General features: G+C 63.2%; 20 protein-coding genes and 1 tRNA gene. 4 read left to right on the plus strand and 17 right to left on the minus strand.

Features of this window, described 5'->3' with window-relative positions; genetic code table 11:
• Positions 1-2 precede the first annotated feature (2 nt).
• The 6 genes from AC2FMD_RS11865 to AC2FMD_RS11890 form a co-directional block, all read right to left on the minus strand.
• Positions 3-986, minus strand: a complete 984-nt coding sequence (locus AC2FMD_RS11865) for a hypothetical protein (RefSeq protein ID WP_496741834.1) — start codon at positions 984-986, stop codon at positions 3-5.
• Positions 986-1,975 (minus strand): glycosyltransferase family 2 protein, encoded by a 990-nt coding sequence (locus AC2FMD_RS11870; RefSeq protein ID WP_496741832.1) that lies wholly within the window; start codon positions 1,973-1,975, stop codon positions 986-988. Before AC2FMD_RS11870 ends, AC2FMD_RS11865 begins: the two co-directional genes overlap by 1 nt.
• A gap of 143 nt (positions 1,976-2,118) precedes the next feature.
• The gene (locus AC2FMD_RS11875) at positions 2,119-4,113 is read right to left on the minus strand and encodes a hypothetical protein (RefSeq protein ID WP_496795042.1); all 1,995 of its coding nucleotides are present in this window, start codon (positions 4,111-4,113) and stop codon (positions 2,119-2,121) included.
• Positions 4,110-5,045, minus strand: coding sequence for a hypothetical protein (locus AC2FMD_RS11880; protein ID WP_496741828.1), 936 nt, complete (start codon positions 5,043-5,045; stop codon positions 4,110-4,112). The genes AC2FMD_RS11875 and AC2FMD_RS11880 overlap by 4 nt, the downstream gene beginning before the upstream one ends.
• A gap of 5 nt (positions 5,046-5,050) precedes the next feature.
• Positions 5,051-6,034: a glycosyltransferase family 2 protein gene (locus tag AC2FMD_RS11885; protein ID WP_496741826.1), complete on the minus strand. Its 984-nt coding sequence runs from the start codon at positions 6,032-6,034 to the stop codon at positions 5,051-5,053.
• Between the two features lie 313 nt (positions 6,035-6,347).
• Positions 6,348-6,424 (minus strand) — tRNA-His (locus tag AC2FMD_RS11890).
• A 306-nt stretch (positions 6,425-6,730) separates the two neighbouring features.
• Between AC2FMD_RS11890 and AC2FMD_RS11895 the strand changes: the two genes are divergently transcribed.
• Positions 6,731-6,919: a DUF6324 family protein gene (locus AC2FMD_RS11895; protein ID WP_149776801.1), complete on the plus strand. Its 189-nt coding sequence runs from the start codon at positions 6,731-6,733 to the stop codon at positions 6,917-6,919.
• Between the two features lie 3 nt (positions 6,920-6,922).
• Here the strand turns inward: AC2FMD_RS11895 and AC2FMD_RS11900 are convergent, their stop codons facing one another.
• The 7 genes from AC2FMD_RS11900 to AC2FMD_RS11930 all read right to left on the minus strand — a co-directional run bounded on the left by AC2FMD_RS11900 (position 6,923) and on the right by AC2FMD_RS11930 (position 12,368).
• Positions 6,923-7,354, minus strand: a complete 432-nt coding sequence (locus AC2FMD_RS11900) for an MmcB family DNA repair protein (RefSeq protein WP_496679595.1) — start codon at positions 7,352-7,354, stop codon at positions 6,923-6,925.
• A gap of 330 nt (positions 7,355-7,684) precedes the next feature.
• The gene (locus AC2FMD_RS11905) at positions 7,685-9,067 is read right to left on the minus strand and encodes a PIG-L family deacetylase (RefSeq protein ID WP_496795043.1); all 1,383 of its coding nucleotides are present in this window, start codon (positions 9,065-9,067) and stop codon (positions 7,685-7,687) included.
• An 84-nt stretch (positions 9,068-9,151) separates the two neighbouring features.
• Positions 9,152-9,448 carry a hypothetical protein gene (locus AC2FMD_RS11910; protein ID WP_170339706.1) on the minus strand — a complete coding sequence of 99 codons (297 nt, stop codon included), beginning with the start codon at positions 9,446-9,448 and terminating at the stop codon, positions 9,152-9,154.
• A 67-nt stretch (positions 9,449-9,515) separates the two neighbouring features.
• Complete coding sequence (nusB, locus tag AC2FMD_RS11915) at positions 9,516-9,998, minus strand: transcription antitermination factor NusB (protein ID WP_496679589.1); 483 nt, start codon at positions 9,996-9,998, stop codon at positions 9,516-9,518.
• A complete protein-coding gene (locus tag AC2FMD_RS11920; RefSeq protein ID WP_496741824.1) occupies positions 9,995-10,546 on the minus strand; it encodes a 6,7-dimethyl-8-ribityllumazine synthase in 552 nt (183 codons plus the stop codon). The genes nusB and AC2FMD_RS11920 overlap by 4 nt, the downstream gene beginning before the upstream one ends.
• Positions 10,547-10,548: 2 nt before the next feature.
• Positions 10,549-11,670 carry a 3,4-dihydroxy-2-butanone-4-phosphate synthase gene (ribB, locus tag AC2FMD_RS11925; protein ID WP_496679587.1) on the minus strand — a complete coding sequence of 374 codons (1,122 nt, stop codon included), beginning with the start codon at positions 11,668-11,670 and terminating at the stop codon, positions 10,549-10,551.
• Positions 11,671-11,780: 110 nt separating this feature from the next.
• Positions 11,781-12,368, minus strand: a complete 588-nt coding sequence (locus tag AC2FMD_RS11930; RefSeq protein WP_496741822.1) for a riboflavin synthase — start codon at positions 12,366-12,368, stop codon at positions 11,781-11,783.
• Between the two features lie 152 nt (positions 12,369-12,520).
• Between AC2FMD_RS11930 and AC2FMD_RS11935 the strand changes: the two genes are divergently transcribed.
• From AC2FMD_RS11935 to AC2FMD_RS11945, 3 genes are all read left to right on the plus strand, one after another.
• The gene (locus tag AC2FMD_RS11935; RefSeq protein WP_496795074.1) at positions 12,521-13,846 is read left to right on the plus strand and encodes a capsule polysaccharide biogenesis protein; all 1,326 of its coding nucleotides are present in this window, start codon (positions 12,521-12,523) and stop codon (positions 13,844-13,846) included.
• 64 nt (positions 13,847-13,910) lie between these two features.
• On the plus strand, positions 13,911-15,044 hold the full coding sequence (locus tag AC2FMD_RS11940; RefSeq protein WP_496687059.1) for a polysaccharide biosynthesis/export family protein: 1,134 nt from the start codon (positions 13,911-13,913) through the stop codon (positions 15,042-15,044).
• Positions 15,045-15,047: 3 nt separating this feature from the next.
• Positions 15,048-17,048, plus strand: a complete 2,001-nt coding sequence (locus AC2FMD_RS11945; protein ID WP_496795044.1) for a capsule polysaccharide biogenesis protein — start codon at positions 15,048-15,050, stop codon at positions 17,046-17,048.
• A gap of 7 nt (positions 17,049-17,055) precedes the next feature.
• Here the strand turns inward: AC2FMD_RS11945 and ribD are convergent, their stop codons facing one another.
• From ribD to AC2FMD_RS11965, 4 genes are all read right to left on the minus strand, one after another.
• Entirely contained in the window at positions 17,056-18,156 is a 1,101-nt protein-coding gene (ribD, locus tag AC2FMD_RS11950; RefSeq protein ID WP_496710912.1) for a bifunctional diaminohydroxyphosphoribosylaminopyrimidine deaminase/5-amino-6-(5-phosphoribosylamino)uracil reductase RibD, read from the minus strand.
• Positions 18,153-18,623: a transcriptional regulator NrdR gene (nrdR, locus tag AC2FMD_RS11955; protein WP_490360843.1), complete on the minus strand. Its 471-nt coding sequence runs from the start codon at positions 18,621-18,623 to the stop codon at positions 18,153-18,155. Before nrdR ends, ribD begins: the two co-directional genes overlap by 4 nt.
• A 120-nt stretch (positions 18,624-18,743) precedes the next feature.
• Complete coding sequence (locus AC2FMD_RS11960) at positions 18,744-19,157, minus strand: secondary thiamine-phosphate synthase enzyme YjbQ (protein WP_496679580.1); 414 nt, start codon at positions 19,155-19,157, stop codon at positions 18,744-18,746.
• 11 nt (positions 19,158-19,168) lie between these two features.
• A complete protein-coding gene (locus tag AC2FMD_RS11965) occupies positions 19,169-19,570 on the minus strand; it encodes a hypothetical protein (protein ID WP_490360845.1) in 402 nt (133 codons plus the stop codon).
• Positions 19,571-20,080: the final 510 nt, after the last annotated feature.

A 20,080-nucleotide genomic window follows, 5' to 3' on the forward strand; every position in this document is an offset into this window, starting at 1 on the left:
CCTCAGGCGTCCAGTGCCATACGGAACACGATTTCCGATGCCTGCTTGAGAGCAGCGACCTCTTCGGCGCTGTCGCGGCGGAAACGCTGGCCTTCGGCACCAAGGCGGACCGGAGAGAACAAAACTTTGCGGTCGGGAAAGAATTCTTGCAGGAACCCTTCGTCAGCCTCGGCCAGAAAGTCATCCAGCCAGGCGCGCTCATCAGGTTCCAGCACGTCATGCCGGCGGATCATCACCGGATCGCTCACCGCCTGACGGCGCAACTGGCGGCTGCGCTTGCGCCCGATTGCCCGGGTCACCACGCCGAAGGCCTCGCTGGCGACCCGCGACAAGGACGGGTTGGCCGGCAGGTCGGTCGGACACCCGGGTGGCGGCGCAACCCCAAGCCGTGACAGGAAATCATCGATGACATTGCCGTTGGCGAGCTCCGCCCGTTCATATAGAAGCGGCACGATCGCGACGCCCGGAAAAGCCGCTCGGATGCGACCGACCGCACCGGCATAGCTGTGCCCGTTCGGGTTGGACCGGATCGCGGCCAGCCGGTCACGGACAAAGCCCGAGCCATCCGCGGGCAGCCGTCCGTTCTTGGCCCGCTGCTTGTAATCGGCCTCGAAGAAATCGGAATAGCGGCGGCAATAGAACACCACGCGCATCTCGCGCGCGGGAATTTCCGCGAAGACCTGCGCTAGACGCGCCAGGTCGGCGGTGTAGAACATCTCGGACGACACCACACAGGCCTTGTCCGCGTGATCTTCGTATTCGCGAGCGATCGCTTCGCGGAAAGCGTCCAGCGGCTGGGCCGTCTGATTCAGGTGAAACGCCATCATGTTGTGGCTGACCTTGGGGCGCTCGCCCGTGTCCGGCCGCTGACGCCCGGCCTTCATGTAGCGCAGCCCGTTCTCGGACAAAATATCCGCATGACCGCGCAAATAGGACTGAAGCGCGGTCGTACCGGTTTTCGGCATGCCGAGGTGCAACCAGAGCATCAGGCGTCCTCCTGCCCGGCCGTCATCTGCTGCATCAGGGCGCGGATCTCGGCGGTATTCAGCAGCTCGGCAATCTGCCGGCGATGCAGGTCACAGGACTGGTGGTGCAGGCGCGCGGTTTCAGGGTCCGACATGAGGTCGTGGAAATGGCCCCGCTTTCGATCGGCGATGGCGTCAATCGACCGGTCCTCGACCGCGTTGTGGTTCATCATGTTCCAGTAGTCCAACCCAAGGCTTTCACCCGTGTGATGCGCCCGCCCCCGCACCTTCTTAACCAGATAGCTTTCGCAGGATTTCAGCGCATAGTGGTTCACCTGCACCAGATCGTACCCGACCGAGTCCCGGGCCGAGCGCCAGCTGCTGGTGAAATAGCGTTCGGGCATCGGCCGCCCCGATCCGTTGTACCAATGGCACTCCGCCATGCTTTCGACGTTGGGGCGCTTGGGTCGGTGGACGCCGATCACGTTCCAAAGGTCCCGGCGGAACATGGTCTTGAACCCCCAGGCCTGCGGCGGGCGCGGCATGTGTTCCGGGGCGGCGCGGCAAAACTGTTCGGACAGGAACCTGTCTTCATAGCCCACGACCCCCGCATTTCCGAACAACCGCCAGGTCATCGAGATCATGCGCGCATCCGGCACCGCTTTTGCCAATGATTGCAGGGTGTTGTCGTCCGTCTTTACATTGATGTGCTCATCTGCGTCGATAACTACGACCCAGTCCTGCGGCCGCGCCACGTCCATGCGCAGGAACCGTTTGTAGGCACGCTTCTGCGGGCTGCTCGAACGCGCCGAGTTGTTGTCGACATGGATCAGAACGCCGCGGTCGTGCAGTCGCTGCAACAGGGCGTCGGTGCCGTCCGTGCAGTCATTCGTCATCACGACCATCTGGTCGATTCCGATTGCAAGATTGTGCGCCACCCACTCCAGAACGAAGGGGCCCTCATTCTTCATCGGGGTCACGCTGACAAAGCGAGGGGGCTGTTCGACCATGCGGTTCTGCCTCGGATCAATCGGCCCGGTCGGGCGATCCCGCCGCGGGCACCGGTTTTTCATTCAGATTATTTTCTTCGCCCCGGCAGACCAAGGGCAAACTGCCCCGCCCCGCCGCAGCTTCGGGCGTCGATGCGCGCATGTCACCCATCGACCCGCCCCAGCTGGTTGGAAAACCGCGAATAGGTCGGGCAAAGCGCCACGGCCCGTTCCAAGAACTTTTTGGCCTGCGGCTTGTTCCCGCGCCTAAGGTAAATGCGGCCGGCCGCCCCTTGGATGGCGGCGGTGACCTCGTCCAGTTCCGCGGCATTCAGGATCTGCTGCTCGCCCTGCCTTTTGGCCCCGAGGCGGATCAACAACTGGCCCATGGCAAAGACGAGGAACGCATTGTCGGGGTCGCAGGCCAGCGCATCCGCCATCGACAGCCGCGCCGCCCCGGCATCGCCGGCATCAGCATACAACTCGGCCAGGCGCTTGTGGTACAGTGGGGCGTCGGGACAGGCCGCCACGACCCTGCGCGCAACGTCGATCGCCGCCGACAGTGACACCTCGCCGGTGTGCCGGTGCACCGTCGAAATCAGGCTTTGCACGGCCGGATCGTCACCGGACAGGTCCTCCGATGCCCGAACCGCCGCTTCGAGCGCGGCCAGCCGCGCAGGCGATTTGGGCAACCGTCGCGCGCGCTGGTCCAACGAAAGGTCCGCCCAGTCCAGCAGCACCATGTCGAAATTGCAGGGCTGGCGTGCGATGACTTTGTGCTGGACCAGATACAGGTTGTTGAACGGCGCGAAACGGCGCTGCCGCAGCCGGCGCTGCAACGCCCAGTCGACCGGCGGGAACAGGCGGACCGGCAGTTGGTCGCGGTAAAGCATCCGCGAACCCAACACGACCACATCGGGCCGCAAGGGCTTGGCCCAAAACGCTTTTGCGAATTGTCGCCCTGCGGCCCAGCGCTTTTTCTGGGCACCCAAGATAGCGCCGCGCAAGGCACACAGAACGGCTCGGTCCTCGGGCCAGAGGTCGGAGTTTTCCAACCCGGTCCGGGCTAGGTGTTCGCTTTCCTTCCACTTGCCCAGATAAAAGGCGTTCAGCGCTTGCAGCAGTGGCAGAAACGCATTGTCCGCTCCGGCATCGAGGATCGGCTGGGCGAGGTCATAGGCCTCTTGGCAGCGGTCCTGCGCGCAGAGGTATTGCCACGCTTTGGCATAGACATGGGCGGCCTCGGACGGGTTGAGAAATGCAGACGGTCCCCGGGCGACCCGCTGTATGACTCGTTCATTGGCGCGGCCGATCTCGTCCTCGGACAGCACGTCCCGGAACACCAGCCGCTGCTGACCGGAAATCCGGGCCGCAGCCATCGAAAAGGCCGAAATGAACGGAGCGATCACCCGGTCGGCCCGCGACATCGTGTAGAGTTCCAGGAAATCCCGCTGGGCCCGGGTCATGCCGGACAGATCCGCGATGTCGGCCATCTGGATCAATTGCGGGTGGCGCTGTTGAAACCGTGCGATCAGTTCGGGCTGGTCGGAAAACATGATGGCCATCTGCCCGCGCAACTTATCCAGATGCGCGTCATACAGTTCTTCGGGCTCGATCTTGGCGGGCCAGGTCGTATGCTTCCAGGGCAGGCCGTTCAAGATATCGCCGCGCCGGATGTGATAGGCCGACACCCCCTTGCCCGACAACCGGGCGTCGGCCTGGTCCATGACCGCGCGGATCGGCGGCGCAAAGCCGATCCGATGGATGAAATCGTGGTATCGGGGGCGGATGGCTTCGACATCTTCCCAGGGAAAGGCCAAAACCTCGAACCCCTCCTCGACGATCACCGAACGGCCCGCGGCCAGATGTTCGCGCAGCCTGTCGGGGGTCTGATCGCCCTGAAAGCTCCAGACGGGGACGGCACCCGCGGCCAATTCGTCGTAAGCCTGCCCATCCAAGAAATGGGCCGCCATCCAATCGGTGGCGAACAGCTCTTGCGGGGCGTCCAGTTCCGGCGCGTCGGCTCCTTGCGGAAACCAGTTGACGCGATAGTCCGTGTCGAAATCCTCGGCCAGGCGGATGCAGGTCAGCATCATCAGGAGCCGCGCGCCCAGACGGTCCTTGCGCTGGCCGATGAACACGCCCCGGTCTGGGGTCATGACGCGCCACCCGCAGCAGCCTGGCGCCGCAGGGCGCGGAATCGCTGCCGCGCGGCCCCGACCAGTTTCGGATGCCGGTCCTCACCCACCGCCTCGATCCCGCGCATGTAGATGGGCAGGCGCCGCCGTGCGCGCATCATCCGATAAAAGGCCTGCGGTTCCAGCGTGCCGGCCATGGCCTGCTGCATCACCGGCTTCAGCGCGTCGATCTTGCGCAGCATCGGCGCGGCGAAATGGTTCGAGAACCACGTCTTCAGAGGCACCACATTCGCGCCCTGCAATCGGTGGACGTGCCGCCGATCGGGCTCGAAGAACGGGTCATAGAAAACATAGGCCTTTTTGGCCGTCCGGATGCAGTCGGCCGCGTCACCCAGCGGCAGGTCCCAGTCCTGAACCTTGCCAAAGCGATATCGGGTCTCCCACGGCACCAGACGTTCATCCAGCGTGGATTGCGGATTGAAGGCGATCACCACCGCTCCGGGCGCCAGCGCCGAAAAGGTCAGCGCCCCGAACCCACCCATCGAGGCGCCGGCAAACACGACCTGTTCGAAGCGCTCGAAAAACCCTTCGCGCGCCTTGGCCTGGAAATAGTCGATGATCTCGGGGTCGCGGTACCAGGCCTTGGACCGCGCGAACACGCCCATATGCGACCAGCCCTCGTCGCGGAAGAACTTCCAGCCCCAGGGCTCGCGCGCGAAGGACAGATCGTTGGCATTGCCGATATTGTCGAAACTGACGACCAGACGCGCCGCGTCCCGCTGATGGAACAGGATCGAATGGCGTTCGAGCTTACGGAGGAATCCAGTTCCTTCCCCGCCCGGATAGATCTCGACGAACCAGGGCGGCGCGGGATCGGTCAGAATGCGCTCGTACCCCGTCTTACGGTCGGGATGCTCGGGCTTAAGCTGATCCTTCGAAAGTTCGTCGGCCATGGGTCTCAAACCAGATTGTCCGCCAGCCATGACCGGAATTCCACCCAGTCGGGGCGCAGCTTGATCTCGGCGATCTTGGCGCGGTGCCACTCGCACGCCTCGTCATGCAGACGGGCAAGCTCGGAATCGGCCTTCAGCTTGGCCAGAACCGGTGCGGCCCGCCGGGCAATGGGTTGAATCGAGGTATCCCGGACCTTGTTGGCGTTCATATCCAACCAGTAGGCCTGCCCCTGATCTACCTTGACGTGATTGGTGCGGCCACGGTCACGCTTGACCAGAAACCCCTCGAGCGAACGCACGGAGTAGTGGTGCAGGCGCCCAAATGCATGGTCGAACCCCCGCCAAGCCCGCCAGCCGACCTTGTCAGCGGGAAACAGGTTTCCACCCGCGTCCGACCAAGCGACTTCGTGCTCGCGCCCCTCTTCGATGCCCTTGGGGCGGTGCGGGCCGAAGCGGCTGAACCGGTCATTGTTGCGAAACAGCGTCTTCAGCCCGTAAGCCCGGCCGGAATGATAGGGAAATTCGCGATCGGCCATGGTGAAGCTTTCGGTCACGGGCTTGTCGTCAAAGCCAATGTTGCCCGAAGTGCCGAACAGGCGCCAGGCGAACGAAATCGCGTCGACCGGGCGGCCCGCCTTCTGTTCGACCGCGTCGATCAATGCCGCAAAGCTGTTGTTCCCCACGCGGATATTCCAGAATTCGTCCACATCCAGGCACATCAGCCAATCGGCCTCTTTCACCTTGGGGTGCCTGCGCGCCCGGCGCAGCATCTGGTGTTGCGGATTACCTCCGTCGCGCACGGCATTCGGAACATAGGTCGCCAGCCCCATCTGCTGAAGGCGGCGGGCGATGTCATCGGTTCCGTCCTCGCAGTCATTGGTGAATATCAGGAAATGATCGACCCCCAGCATGCGATGAAAGGCGACCCATTCCAGCATGTAGGGGCCTTCGTTCTTCATCGTCGTGAATACGGTAATGGTCTGAGACATTTACGCCTGTTCCGATCTGCCTTTTGCCCTTTCTTACACAAGCCGTCCCGACGCCGCGAGGCCGGAATAGGCTGGTACATGCATTGCACACCCGAGTGGTGCGCGACTGCACCCAAGCGGGCAGCTGCGCCGCGCTGCCGGACGCGACCGAAACTGTCCGATACCCGCCCCAGGGGCAACGTGAACCGTCTCAGCGATGCACACACCCGGAAGGATCGAAAAAATCTAAGAATGTCACGCTAGTCCTAGGGGAGCGGCACAACGCAGACCGGACCCCGGATGGGCGACTTGTCAACAAAAGCTTGAGGAGAGATGGTACCGCCTCCCTGGCTTGAACAGGGGACCTCTGGATCCACAATCCAGCGCTCTAACCAACTGAGCTAAGGCGGCACGTGAGGGGCGATTTAACGAAGCCGCCGGGGGATTGCAAGTGCCTTGTAGGCGAATTTTCTGGCATTGTCCGACACAGCGGATCGCGCAAAGAAAATCGCGGGCGCCACGAGTTTCGGCAGCCCAAAGCGCCGCCCGCCTCTGCCGGCCCCGGGGGGACACTCGGGCCGCGCTGCCTCCGCCGACCAAACTCCGACCACCCCGAAAACACATCGTTCCGCCCGCCCGCGCCGTGACACACCCAGACTGCGCTTGATTCAATCCCGGTTGCGCGCTAGCAGAAACGCTCAGTCTCCGGAGGCGAAAATGGGCATCAATACCGAACGCGACATCGAAGCGAACCTGCAGATCGGCCCCACCGATCAAGGCATGGTGCGCCTGTTCGTCGAAGCCGACAACCTCGAAATCCCAATGGATTTCGACCCGGAAGAGGCCGAGGAAATCGCCGACGAGATCCGCGCCGCCGCCCAGGCTGCCCGCGCGGTCAAACGCTGACCTTCAGGGCCGCGGATCGCGCAGCATGTGCAGACGCCGCGCGGCGTCCATCGCAAATTTCTGGATCAGCTTCTTGCGCCGGGCTGCCGCCAGCTTGGCCTCGGGCGGCATCCGTATGATTTCGGCGTCATAGGCGTCGGCGATGATCAGACCGGTTTCCGTCGGCAAGAGGTCGGTTGGAAAATCAGTATCCACGGCCCAGAAGAACCGGTCGCACCAATCCAAGTATCCGCCCCATTTGGAATCGGACTGGTAATCGACCCGGCTGGATTTGCACTCGACCACCCACAGCTCACCCTTGGGACCCAGACCCATCACATCCACCCGCAACCCGCGCGCGGGTACGAATTCCTCAATAGAAACAAAGCCGTGGCTGGCCAGATGTCGGGCAACCCCGCGGGCCAGCCTTTGACCGGGCTGCAGATCCAACGTCATGCGCAGAATGTGAACAATTCAAGAACAAAAATCAAGGACCTTCGCCATGAGGATCGGACCGGAACGAGCCACCGCCGTGCCGGCCCGTTCGGGCGACCCCGCATGCCTTCTTTTGCAACTGCCCCCCTTGCGCAGCCCGGCGCGGCACCCTAGTTAGGCCATTGGCGGGTTCTGCCCTTCTCGTGACCGGTAGCATTCCGGTGGCCTTAAGCAATTCCGAGGGAGCTGGCTCTGTTCAGGTCCTGGCCTGATTACCTGGCGCCCACCTGTACATACAGGTCCTCGGGAATCAAAACCGCACGGTTGCCTGGTGGTCCCGCCGCCTTCCGATCAGGTGAATTCCTGCGGATTGACCCGTACGAATGTTTCGTCATCCAGAGCAAAATCATAGAGTTTGCGCCCGTTCCATTGCGGCATATAGCAGTCAAACATCCTATTTTTCTGATCCGGCAGGCTTGGCACGGTCAAATCTGCCGCTGGCAGGTTCAATCCAAACGTCAACAACTGAGCGTCCGTGTAACGTGCAGATGCCTGCTTCACCGCATGATGTAACAGCACGTGTTCGATATGCCCGTATTCGCCGACTCGGTTGTGAGTGATGACAGTTGTCGGCGCGAACTGCTTCATCAACGCATAGGCAGATCCAGATAACAGCCCAAACAACGGATGGCGGCGCAATGGCCGGACTATTTCAGGTTCTGGCATGCTATCGCTGGTTGGCATGCGAATAAAACGGCGCAGCCTCGGGTAATCACTTTCGACCGCAAAGGGCAGTTGCACCCGGGTGGCACCAATCATGTCGCACGCCTGTTGCATCGCTGCCTCGCGCGTATCGGTGTCTCGACGGCTGGACGCAGGCCGGAAGAAGCTTGCAACGACAACTTCGGCACGCCCCTTGAGATGCGCCAGAAGTGAGCCGGCAAACAGTGTTTCATCATCCTGATGGCATACGCACACAAGAATGCGCTGATGGGCAAGCCCGTCTAGGCTGAGTCCGTTGCGCACAACGCCTGGACCGGTCTCCAATAGGCCGAAGTTCGCGCTATGCAGCGTTTCCGGCCCAATCAGGCTGACCGGCCGCGCTCGCCCTTGCTCGACCAAACGAGCCGAGCTTGCTTGCACATGGCCGTTTCGGTTGTCGCCCTGAATCAAGTAGCATCTGTCAGCCAAGCCAGGCCAGACTGCATCCAACTCGGCCACCCGGTTGTTCTTTTGCGCATCCAGATGCAAAAGGTCGATCGGGCCGAACGGCCGATCCTGAACAGCCTGCTCCAGCCCTTCGATCGCCGGCCTGAGGTAGAACTTCACGCGTTCAGGGAAGCGGTTTTCGAACCATCGGAACGCGATCGGCACGTAGATGTCGACCGCCGGCCATGAATTACGCAAACGCTGGCCAAGGTCGATTCCGATATATTTCAAACCGGGGTTCGAGTGCAGCGCCAACAAAGCCGCGTGACCACCCGCCACTCCGACCTCGGCAAAACAATTGCTTTCCTGTGCCAGCCGATGAAGAGCACGCCGTTTCGGCTCCATCGATGGCGCGAGATCGGATGTGTGAAAGTCTTCCCGCATGTGTGCATAGCACACATTTCCATTGATCGCGACTGGCTCGCCTGCTTGTTTCAGCCCGTCGGCAATCGCCTGATTCAAACTTGACAGATCATCCAGAAACGCCCGCGAATTGATGGCGTCTTCATAACTTGGCTTGGTCAAGGAAACGGTCTTTCATGGACAACTCGATACGCTTGCGCATCCAATGTCAGGGGAAGACCAATTGCAAGCGCCAGGAACCACCTATCACGACCGGCGCGCTTCAACGCGCACGGGTTCCAGCTTGACTGCAACCGGGGTTCCTCCGCGCGGGCCTTTGGGCTTTTCGGCCATGCTCATGATCGCATAGGCGAATTGGACGCCCGCAAAGACGATCCCGTTCATGAACCAGATCATGATCAGCGCGATAAAGCCAATGTCGGACCCGGTGATGAGGTGGCGTAGGTTGGCCACGTTCAACAGCAGCAGCACGGCGACGAACACAGCCGAGATCACAAAGCCCAGTGCGACCTGGGTGATGTAAAGACGGATCAGTTTCGGCATGACGCACCTCCCTCACACGATAGGAGTCTAGCGCAATTTCATGCCGGGTAAAATCGCCCGTGGCGCGTCAGAACGCCTCGGGCTTGGCTTCGCGGGCCATGTGGTCCAGAACCGCGTTGACGAATTTCGGCTCTTTGCCTTCGGGGAAAAAGGCGCGCGCCACGTCAACGAATTCGTTGATGACCACCTTGGGCGGCGTGTCGCTCTGGCTCAGCTCGGCGCCGGCCGCGCGGAACAGCGCCCGCAAGGTCGGGTCGATGCGCGAAATCGGCCATTTGGCCACCAGCGCCCGGTCGGTCATCTGGTCGATCGGCGCCTGATAGTTCACCGCGTCATCCACCAGCTTGCGAAACAGCGCGCTGTCGCCTTCCAGCATCTCGTCGCCCTCGTAGACCGCGCCGAACCGGTGATCCAGAAACTCGTTGACCACCTGTTCGGTCGTCTGGCCCGACTGCTCCATCTGGAACAGCGCCTGCACGGCGTACAACCGCGCGGCGGATTTCATTAGGCGTTTCCGGTTTGCCGGTTTCGGCGTGTCTGTCTGGGTCATGCTGTCGTTGATCCGTTGCTGTCGCCCGCCACAAGGATGGACTCGGACGGCGGCTTGAATCCGACGCCCTTTTTCGAAGCGCCCCACTTACGTCTGAGTGCGATCAGATGCAAGGCCGCAGCCGCCGCGCCGCCGCCTTTGTTCATCTTTTCCGGATTGGCGCGCACTTCGGCCTGCGCGTCATTCTCAACCGTCAGGATGCCGTTGCCGATGCACAGCCCCTGCAGGCCCAGCAGCTGGATCGCGCGGCTAGAATCGTTGCAGACGGTTTCGTAATGCGTGGTCTCGCCCCGGATCACGCAGCCCAGCGCCACATAGCCGTCGAAGTTGCACTGGCGGTCGGCCATGGCAATCGCGGTCGGGATCTCGAGCGCGCCGGGCACCTCGACCACCTCGCAGCTGCCGCCGGCGGCCTCGATCTCGGCCTTGGCGCCGCGAACCAGGTCCTCGGCGATGGCGCGATAGAACGGGGCCACAACGATCAGCAGCTTGACCGGGTCATCGAATTTCGGGGTCGGCAGAACGCCGTGTTTGTCTTGCTCAGCCATGCTCAGTCACCCTTGAGAATCGAGCGGGTCCCGACGATGGACAGGCCAAAGGCGTCCAGACCCAGGTATTTCGTCTGCGGCGAGTCGGTCAGCAGCACCAGTTCCTTGATGCCCATCTTGGACAGGATCTGCGCGCCCAGACCGGTTTGCTTGATGGTGCGCGGGCCTTCGTCCTCGGCCGCGTACAGCGAGTGGCGCGGGTTGCGGAACAGGCAGACCACGCCGCGCCCCTCGGCGGCGATCTTTTCCATCGCGCGCGGCAGTTCCTGCGGCGATTTCGGGCCCAATCCCAAAATGTCCGAGGCCTCGTGCAGCGCATGGGTGCGGGTCAGGACGGGCTCGGGCGTGCTGATGTCGCCCTTGATCATCACCACATGTTCGATCCCGTGGGTCTGATCGGTGAAGATCCGCATCTCCCACTCGCCGCCATATTCCGACGTGACCATCCTGCGCGCGGTCTCGACCACCAGATTGTCGTGGCGCGCACGGTACGAGATCAGGTCGCTGATGGTGCCGATCTTCAGCCCGTGTTCCCTGGCGAATTCGACCAGATCGGGCAGCCGGGCCATGGTGCCGTCAGGCTTCATGATCTCGCAGATTACGCCCGAGGGGTTCAATCCGGCCAGGCGCGAAATGTCCACGGCGGCCTCGGTGTGGCCGGCGCGTACAAGCACCCCGCCCCGCTTGGCGCGCAGCGGAAAGACATGGCCGGGCGTAGCCAGATGCGCCATGGTGTTCTGTTCGTTGATCGCGGTGGCAATGGTCAGTGCCCGATCGGCAGCCGAGATCCCGGTGCTGACGCCTTCGCGCGCCTCGATCGAAACGGTAAAGGCCGTCTCGTGCCGCGACGAGTTGTTCACGGCCATCATCGGAAGGCCCAGACGGTCTATCCGTTCAGCTGTCATCGGCAGGCAGATCAGCCCGCGGCCATGCGTGGCCATGAAATTGATCGCCTCGGCATCGGCGAATTCCGCCGGGATCACCAGGTCTCCCTCGTTTTCGCGGTCCTCGTGATCGACCAATATATACATCCGGCCCTGGCGCGCCTCTTCGATGATCTCTTCAATCGGGCTGATCGCGTCGCGCAGCTGGGCCTCGACCGGTCCGGGTGTTTCAAAGCTCATGGGGCAGCCTTTCACAGAGCAGGTGTTGCAACGCGGGATAGACCAGCACGCGCGCAAAGGCCAGTCCGCAAACGAATCCGCACGGGGCTAACGCGGCGTTTCGTCCGGCGTCAGGTCATTTCCGACAGCCGCGCGACGTAACGGGCTAGCGTGTCGATCTCGAGATTCACCCGGTCGCCTACCTTGACGTCGCCCCAGGTGGTGACCTCCTTGGTGTGCGGGATGAAGTTGATGCCGAAATCGCACCCGTCCACGTCGTTCACGGTCAGCGAGGTGCCGTTCAGCGCGACCGAGCCCTTGGGCGCGATGAACCGTGCCAGATCTTGCGGCGCGCGCAGGGTCACCCGGGTGCTGTCACCCTCGTCCGTAACGGCGATCACCTCGGCGACGCCGTCCACATGGCCTGAGACAATGTGCCCGCCCAGTTCGTCGCCCACCTTGAGGGCGCGTTCCAGGTTGACGCGTTTGCCCACCTGCCACCCGTCGAGGTTAGTCTTGGAAACCGTCTCGGCGCTGATCTGCACATCGTACCAGTCGTCGCCCAGCGCAATCACGGTCAGGCAGACCCCGTCACTGGCGATCGAGGCGCCGATATCGATCCCCGCGGTATCGTAGCCCGTCTTGATCCGCGCCCGCAGATCGCCCTGCTGCTCCAGTTCGATGATGGTGCCGATGTCGGTGACGATCCCAGTAAACATTCCGTTAACCCTCTGCGCGCAAACTATCCGAAGTCATCTGGCCCGAGGTAAGCCCAACCGGCCGCCGGGGCAAGCCCCGGCTTGCGCGTCCAGGGGCGGACGGGCATAGTTTCGGCGCAATTCTCAAACGCATGCAGGTGTGCGCAAACGGCATGAACGCTCCGATTTCAACGCAAGACGGTCGCGTGTTCCTTTTTTTGCAGGGGCCGCATGGGCCGTTCTTTCACGGGTTGGGGCGCATGCTGCGGGCGGCCGGCGCCGCGGTCTGGCGGGTGGGGTTCAATGCGGGCGACCGCGCCTTCTGGTTCGACAAGCGCAGCTATGTGCCGTATCGCGGAACGCTGGACGCGTGGCCGCAGGCCTTTGCCGACCTGCTCGAGACCCGGCGGGTAACCGATGTCGTTCTGTATGGCGACGTTCGCCCGGTGCATGCCGTGGCGATCCGGATCGCCCGGGCGCGCGGCCTGAGGGTCCATGTTTTCGAGGAAGGCTATCTGCGCCCATGGTGGGTGACCTATGAGCGGAACGGATCGAACGCACATTCCCGGCTGATGGACCTGGACATCGCAACAATGCAGCGAGCCGTGGAACTGACCGAGGGACCGACTCCGCCGCCACCCGCGCATTGGGGCGACATGCGACAACACGTTTTCTACGGCGCGCTGTACCATTGGTTCGTATTGTTCCTGAATCACGGTTACCGGAACTTCAGACCGCACCGCGATTTGCATGTTTCTCAGGAATTCGGGCTGTATTTCAAACGTCTGATGCGGATGCCCCTGCATCGAATCCGGCGTAGTCTGGCGACCGCCCGCATCCGCCGCGGTGGGTATCCTTATCATCTGGTGCTGTTGCAACTGGCGCATGACAGTTCGGTCCGGGCCCATTCCGAATTCTCGTCGATGTGCGCTTTCCTGCTGCCGGTCATGGAGGGATTCGCCAAGGGCGCCCCGCCACATCACCACCTGGTCATCAAGGAACACCCGCTCGAAAACTGCCGCGAGCCTCTGGCGCGCTTCATCCGCCAGACGGCCCGCCGGCTGGGCATCGCCGACCGTGTCCACCATGTGCCCGGCGGTAAACTGGCCCGTCTTCTGGATCACGCCAAGTCGGCGGTCACCATCAATTCGACGGCAGGTCAGCAGGCGTTGTGGCGCGGCGTCCCGCTGCGCGTGTTCGGCCGGTCGGTCTATGACAAGCCCGAGCTGGTGTCCGACCAGCCGATCGAGGTGTTTTTCGCCGACCCAAGGGGGCCGAACACCGACGCCTATCGCACGTACCGCCAGTTCCTGCTGGGAACCTGCCAGATCCCCGGCGGGTACTATTCGCGGCGGGGCCGCAAACAACTGCTCCGGCAGGTGGTTGACCGGATGCTGCAGGCACACGACCCCTACGCGCGTGCCCTGGCTGGGGGCGCGACCGAAGGGCCACAGTTTCAATCCCGTCCGGCCCGTCGGCTGGCAACGTCTGGAATCTGAGCGCCAAACTCAGTAGCGTCGCGACAAACCAAAAAACACAACACTGGCTGTCGAGGTCAACAACGTGCAGTGCTTCCCAACCCGGTGGATTCGAAAAGTCACTCTTTTCGCGACCGTCGCAATTCTGGCGGCATGCCAGCTTCCCAAGTCCGGGCCCAACAAGACCGAAATCCTGGCTGGTGCGGTTCAGAACGGCGGCAATGCATTTGTCGTAGAAGTAGACGATTTTGTTGCTAAAACTACTGCCGCCATTCCTCAGTACGGGTTCCCACAGGCCTTCCGCGGCGCCCAGAACATCACTTCGGACACAATCCGCCCGGGCGACGTTCTGGGGCTGACCATCTGGGAAAACGTCGACGACGGTCTGCTGTCCGGTGAAACCGGCCCCGCGACCAGCCTGGACGAAGTGCAGGTCGACAGCGAAGGGTACATCTTCATCCCTTATGCAGGCCGCCTGCGGGCCTCGGGCAACACACCCGAACAACTGCGCACTACGATCGCCGACAAACTGCGCGAGCAGACCCCTGACCCTCAGGTGCAGATCCGCCGCGTGGCCGGCGATGGTTCGACCGTATCGCTGACCGGGACCATCGGCGCCCCGGGCATCTATACGATCGAGCGTCCCACCCGAACCCTGTCGACGATGTTGGCGCGCGCCGGCGGCGTAGCGGTTGCCCCGGACATCGCGCTGGTCACCGTGATCCGCGGCAACCAGAGAGGGACGATCTGGTACAATGATCTTTTCCAGAACCCCGAAATGGACATCGCCCTGCGCGGCGGCGACAGGATTCTGGTCGAGCAGGACACGAGATCCTACATCGCGCTGGGGGCCACCGGGGGGCAGTCGCGCGTCGCTTTCGACAGTCAGGACCTCTCGGCGCTCGAGGCTCTGGCCCAGGTGGGCGGGCTGCAGTCGCTCTCGTCCGACCCGACCGGCATCTTCGTTCTGCGCAACGAGCGCGAGGACATCGCCCGCAAGATCGTGGGCCGCTCGGACCTGAAGGGCGAGCAGCGCATGATCTACCTTTTGAACCTGACGGCGCCCAACGGGCTGTTCGTGGCGCGAGATTTCGTGATCCGCGACGATGACACGATCTATGTCACCGAAGCGCCCTATGCCCAGTGGACCAAGTCGATCTCATTGATCGCAGGCGGCCTGACGCCGGTTGCGAACGTGGCCACGCTGACCGGCAATTGATCCGTGCAACCGGTGGCCGATACATCTGATTCCGGCAACCTGGCGCGTCTGCTTGTCTACAATGGCGGGTTTCTGACCCAGCGGCGCATCCGCCGCATTCTGGCCCTGTCAGGCCACAAGGTCGCGCTGGGACTGCCGCGCGCGGGCGACCGGATCGGCGTCTGGGGGCAAAGCCCAACTGCCCATCGCGGGGAACGCGTTGCGGCCCGGTACGACGCCCCGCTGCTGCGCGTCGAAGACGCCTTTCTGCGCTCGTTGCACCCCGGCCGCGGAAAAGAGCCGCCGCTTGGCCTGCTGCTCGATGCCTCAGGTGTGCATTTCGACGCCGACCGCCCTTCGGATCTCGAGACTCTGCTGGCCACGCATCCGCTGGACGACACCGCCCTTCTGGACAGGGCGCGCGGCGCGATGCTGCGGATGGCTGAATTGCGGCTGACCAAATATTCCGCATCCGACCCCGAGGCAGAACTGCCCGAACCCGGCTATGTGCTGGTGGTCGATCAGACCCAGGGCGACGCCGCCGTCACCGCCAGCGGCGGCGACCTGGCCCGCTTTCGCGAGATGCTGGTGATCGCGCAAGAGGAAAACCCCGGCGCCCGGATCATCGTCAAGACCCACCCCGAGACCGCGTTGGGATACCGCCCCGGACATTTCGCGCCGCAGGATGAAACCGACCGCATCCGCCTGCTGCGCGATCGGGTCAACATCTGGGACCTGCTGGAAGGCGCAATCGGGGTCTATACGCTGTCGTCGCAACTGGGATTCGAGGCCATTTTGGCCGGACACAAGCCGCGTGTGTTCGGGCGGCCCTTCTATGCCGGTTGGGGGTTGACCCGCGACGACGCCGAAATGCCGCGCCGGCAGCGCAACCTGACCCGCGCGCAGTTATTCGCCGCCGCGATGATCCTCTACCCCAAATGGTATGATCCATTCCGGGACCGGCTGTGCGAAATCGAGACCGTTCTGGACACGCTCGAGGCGCGCATGCGGGCCTGGCACGAAGACCGGCGGGGCTGGACGGCATCGGGGATGCGGCTGTGGAAACGCCGGCATCTACAGCGCGGCTTTGGAAGCTATCGCAAGATGCGTTTCACCGCTGCGCGCCCCGCCAGCCCAACCCGACCGCATATGGTCTGGGCCAAGCATGACCGCGACTCCGAGGGCGTCTTCCGCATCGAAGACGGATTCTTGCGGTCGCGCGGGTTGGGGGCCCAGTTGGTGCCGCCGCTGTCGCTGGTGGCCGATGATCTGGGCATCTACTACGACCCGACCCGACCCAGCCGGCTCGAGGACTGGATCGCGCGGCGCGAGACCCTGCGCCCCGATCAGGAACGCCGTGCCCATCATCTGGTGCAACGCCTGACCCGAGCCGGCCTGAGCAAATACAATATCGGCGGCCCCTGCCCCGATCTGCCGGTCGGGCATCGCATTCTTGTCCCCGGACAGGTCGAGGATGACGCCTCGGTTCTGTTGGGAACCAGCACGGTGCGCACCAACCTGGACCTGCTGCACGCGGCCCGAAAGGCGAACCCGAATGCGGTTGTGATCTACAAACCCCACCCGGATGTCGAAGCCGGGCTGCGCGAAGGCCAGGTCGATGCCGATGGGCTGGCCGACATGGTTCTGACCGGCGTCGACCCAGCCCAGGTTCTGCCGCAGGTGCAGGAGATCTGGACCATGACGTCGGCGCTGGGGTTCGAGGCCCTGTTGCGTGGCGTCAAGGTCACGACGCTGGGGGCACCGTTCTATGCGGGCTGGGGTCTGACCACCGATTTGGGCGCGGTGCCCGCCCGTCGCGGCGCGCGGCCGTCGCTGCTGGGCCTCGTGCATGCGGCTTTGATTGATTACCCGCGGTATTTCGATCCGATCACCGGTGCCCCCTGCCCGGTCGAGGTTGCGGTCGACCGCCTCGCCCAGGGCGAACCCACGCCATCGGGCGCGGGAAACCGGCTGCTGTCCAAGCTTCAGGGCGCGTTGGCCACGCATGCGCATCTGTGGCGCTGAACCGACCCTAACGCGCGGAGCGGCGCCAGACTTGCAAGACATCGCCGCCCACCGGGCGCGCTTCTGCCAGTTCGAACCCGGGTGCCTCGGACAGGTCTTCAAGCCCCAGAGCCCCGATGGCAGGCAGACCTTCGGCGCCGATCGCCAGACCGGCGGTAAAGCCGACCAATTCATCAACAAGGTCGTCGGCCAGAAGCGACGCCGCCAAGGCCGAGCCGCCCTCGCAGAACACCCGTGTCAGACCCTGCCGGCCCAATTGCTGCAGCAGATCCACGGCATCGATGTGGTGCCCCCGGACTGCACAGGGGATCAGCGTGGCCCCCAATCCCCGCCAGGCGCGGGCGCGTTCCGAGTCCGGCGACGGACCATGGCACAGCCAGACGGGTATCTGTGAAGCGGTGCGTGCCAAGTGCCCCAGCAGCGGGATATCCAGATGGCGTGACACCACGATGCGCACCGGCTGATGCCCAACCCCCAGGTCGCGCACGGTCAGAGACGGATCATCGGCCCGAGCCGTTCCCGCACCGACCATCACCGCGTCGTGTCGCGCGCGCATGGCGTGCACGGCCCGCCGGGATTCGGGGCCGGTTATCCACTTGCTCTGCCCCGAGGCGGTTGCGATACGACCATCGAAACTGCTGGCCAGTTTCAGCGTGACGAAGGGGCGCCCCTGTTCGGTCTTCATGAAGAAGCCGGCGTGATCCAAGGCGGCCTGATCGGCCATGACACCGGTCGTTACCTCGACCCCGGCGGCCCGGAGCATTTCAAAACCCTGCCCGGCAACGCGCGGATCGCTGTCCTCGATCGCTGAAACAACACGCGCAACACCGGCATCAATCAAAGCCTGCGCACACGGAGGCGTTTTGCCATGGTGCGCACAGGGTTCAAGCGAAACGTAGGCCGTACTTCCGCGGGCGCGTTCACCGGCCTGGGCCAGTGCCTCAGCTTCGGCATGCGGACGCCCGCCCGGCTGGGTCCAACCCCGCCCGACGATCCGGCCATCCTTGACGATGACGCAGCCCACAGCCGGGTTGGGCCAGCACATTCCTTGTCCGCGCCGCCCCAGGGACAGGGCCAGCGCCATGTATCGCTTGTCAGTGTCGGTCACTCGTCCGTCGATGGCTGCGGCGGGCGCAGTTCGTGGACGAACTCCTCGAAATCATCGGCCGCCTGGAAATTCTTGTACACGCTTGCAAAGCGAACATAGGCGACGGTGTCGATCCGCGCCAGAGCTTCCATGACGATCTCGCCGATCTTGCTGGACGGAATGTCAGTCTCGCCCATGCTTTCCAGCCGGCGCACGATGCCCGAAATCATCTGGTCAATCCGGTCGGGGTCGATCGGGCGTTTCTGCATCGAGATGCGGATCGAACGCTCAAGTTTGTCGCGATCGAAGTCTTCCCGCTTGCCGTTGGATTTAATCACCACCAGATCGCGCAGTTGAACACGCTCGTAAGTGGTGAAACGGCCCCCGCATGCGGGGCAGAACCGGCGCCTGCGGATGGCCACATGATCTTCTGCCGGGCGTGAATCCTTGACCTGAGTATCTATGTTTCCGCAAAACGGGCAGCGCATCCGCCGTCTCCTCGTCCCTTGTTCCGCCTCTTTTTGTCAGCGCTGGGGCCGACTTATCCACAACTATAGGCCAGCCGCTAGGATTTGGGTAGTCGGAAATTTCCACCGCTAGATAATGGGTCAGGCGAAATGCGCGGCCACCTTCCGCAGGTGGGGCGCCGTGCGGTGTTCAAACAGGTAGATCCCCTGCCAAGTCCCCAGCACGGGGTGACCGCCGCGAACGGGGATGGATAGCGATACCGGCATCATCGCGGCCTTGATATGCGCCGGCATGTCATCCGGCCCCTCATAGGTGTGCTTGAGATAGGACATGGACGGGTGGTCGGAAGGCGGCACGAGCCGCGAGAAGAACGCCCCGAGATCCGTCTGCACCTCGGGGTCGGCGTTTTCCTGAATCAGCAACGAACAGGAGGTGTGCCGCACGAAGAGCGTCAGCAGTCCGTCGGCCTCGGTTGCGGACAGCCAGCCCCGGATACGGTCCGTGAACTCGTACAAGCCCTGACCACGGGTCTGAACGGCAAACTCTACCTGCATCGGCCCGGCACCTACCGTTGAAACGGGCGCACGTTGCACCGGGCATTCGCGCCTTGAACCGACATGCTGTAGCCGGGCTGAAACCCCGAGGTGATGAAACTGTTCTGCTGGGGCACGCCACCGGGCGGCGGGTTGAGCGAGAATTGAACCGCGGTTCTGCGACCGGTCGTGACGCTGGGCCCATAGCCGCGCAACACATAGATCGGCTGCTGCCAGCCGGCGCCCAGCTCGCGGCGGGCGAAGTCGGCAGCTGCACACCAATACCCGTCGACATCCTGACGCGAGCGCGGGATGACCTCGAAATCGGTGCTGTTGATGGGTTCGGTGCGATACCCGTTCGGCGCGGCGAAGGACATCGACGGGACGCCGACCGCTCCGACCGCAAGCCACGCGCAAACCACGATCCGCTTCATGTCTGTTCCTTTTCTCCTGTCCTGTCGTACTCAGGCTAGCGCTTGGGCTTGTCCCGGCCAGAACCGATCACGATGTTTTCAGCAATCCTCGCAATCCGTGCGCGCCACTGTCAACCAACGGTGATATCAGGCCAGGGCCTCAATCACCGGGGGTTGTCGCGGAACCGCCCCTCCCCGCGCAGGACGACGGCCAAAAGTACCGCTATCACCCCGGGCACCAGAAGCACGCCTCATCGTACCCGGTCGAATTTTTGGGGAAGGAATCCAGCCGACAATCTCGCCTTTTTGCCTTGCCCTTGCGAAAGGGAGTCCCCACGGCCAGTCACCGTATCGCGGTATGTGCCAGGCCCGGCCACAAGATAATGCGTGTGCCGGGGAGCCGCGGACGGTGTGGTGCGTCTCGTCTCCGGGCTCGTCCCACTCCCCAATGGGAACCGACCCGGCACGAACGGGTATCTAAACCTGTGCTTCGCACTCGGCATTGGATCGGGTGCCAGAGTCATTCGAACT

The organism is Ruegeria sp. BHSC276 (genome assembly GCF_059612945.1).

Coding starts and splice junctions, on each gene's coding strand:
- AC2FMD_RS11865 (WP_496741834.1), bottom strand. CDS start 986: ATGCTCTGGTTGCACCTCGGCATGCCGAAAACCGGTACGACCGCGCTT.
- AC2FMD_RS11870 (WP_496741832.1), bottom strand. CDS start 1,975: ATGGTCGAACAGCCCCCTCGCTTTGTCAGCGTGACCCCGATGAAGAAT.
- AC2FMD_RS11875 (WP_496795042.1), bottom strand. CDS start 4,113: ATGACCCCAGACCGGGGCGTGTTCATCGGCCAGCGCAAGGACCGTCTG.
- AC2FMD_RS11880 (WP_496741828.1), bottom strand. CDS start 5,045: ATGGCCGACGAACTTTCGAAGGATCAGCTTAAGCCCGAGCATCCCGAC.
- AC2FMD_RS11885 (WP_496741826.1), bottom strand. CDS start 6,034: ATGTCTCAGACCATTACCGTATTCACGACGATGAAGAACGAAGGCCCC.
- AC2FMD_RS11895 (WP_149776801.1), top strand. CDS start 6,731: ATGGGCATCAATACCGAACGCGACATCGAAGCGAACCTGCAGATCGGC.
- AC2FMD_RS11900 (WP_496679595.1), bottom strand. CDS start 7,354: ATGACGTTGGATCTGCAGCCCGGTCAAAGGCTGGCCCGCGGGGTTGCC.
- AC2FMD_RS11910 (WP_170339706.1), bottom strand. CDS start 9,448: ATGCCGAAACTGATCCGTCTTTACATCACCCAGGTCGCACTGGGCTTT.
- nusB (WP_496679589.1), bottom strand. CDS start 9,998: ATGACCCAGACAGACACGCCGAAACCGGCAAACCGGAAACGCCTAATG.
- AC2FMD_RS11920 (WP_496741824.1), bottom strand. CDS start 10,546: ATGGCTGAGCAAGACAAACACGGCGTTCTGCCGACCCCGAAATTCGAT.
- ribB (WP_496679587.1), bottom strand. CDS start 11,670: ATGAGCTTTGAAACACCCGGACCGGTCGAGGCCCAGCTGCGCGACGCG.
- AC2FMD_RS11930 (WP_496741822.1), bottom strand. CDS start 12,368: ATGTTTACTGGGATCGTCACCGACATCGGCACCATCATCGAACTGGAG.
- AC2FMD_RS11935 (WP_496795074.1), top strand. CDS start 12,521: ATGAACGCTCCGATTTCAACGCAAGACGGTCGCGTGTTCCTTTTTTTG.
- nrdR (WP_490360843.1), bottom strand. CDS start 18,623: ATGCGCTGCCCGTTTTGCGGAAACATAGATACTCAGGTCAAGGATTCA.
- AC2FMD_RS11960 (WP_496679580.1), bottom strand. CDS start 19,157: ATGCAGGTAGAGTTTGCCGTTCAGACCCGTGGTCAGGGCTTGTACGAG.
- AC2FMD_RS11965 (WP_490360845.1), bottom strand. CDS start 19,570: ATGAAGCGGATCGTGGTTTGCGCGTGGCTTGCGGTCGGAGCGGTCGGC.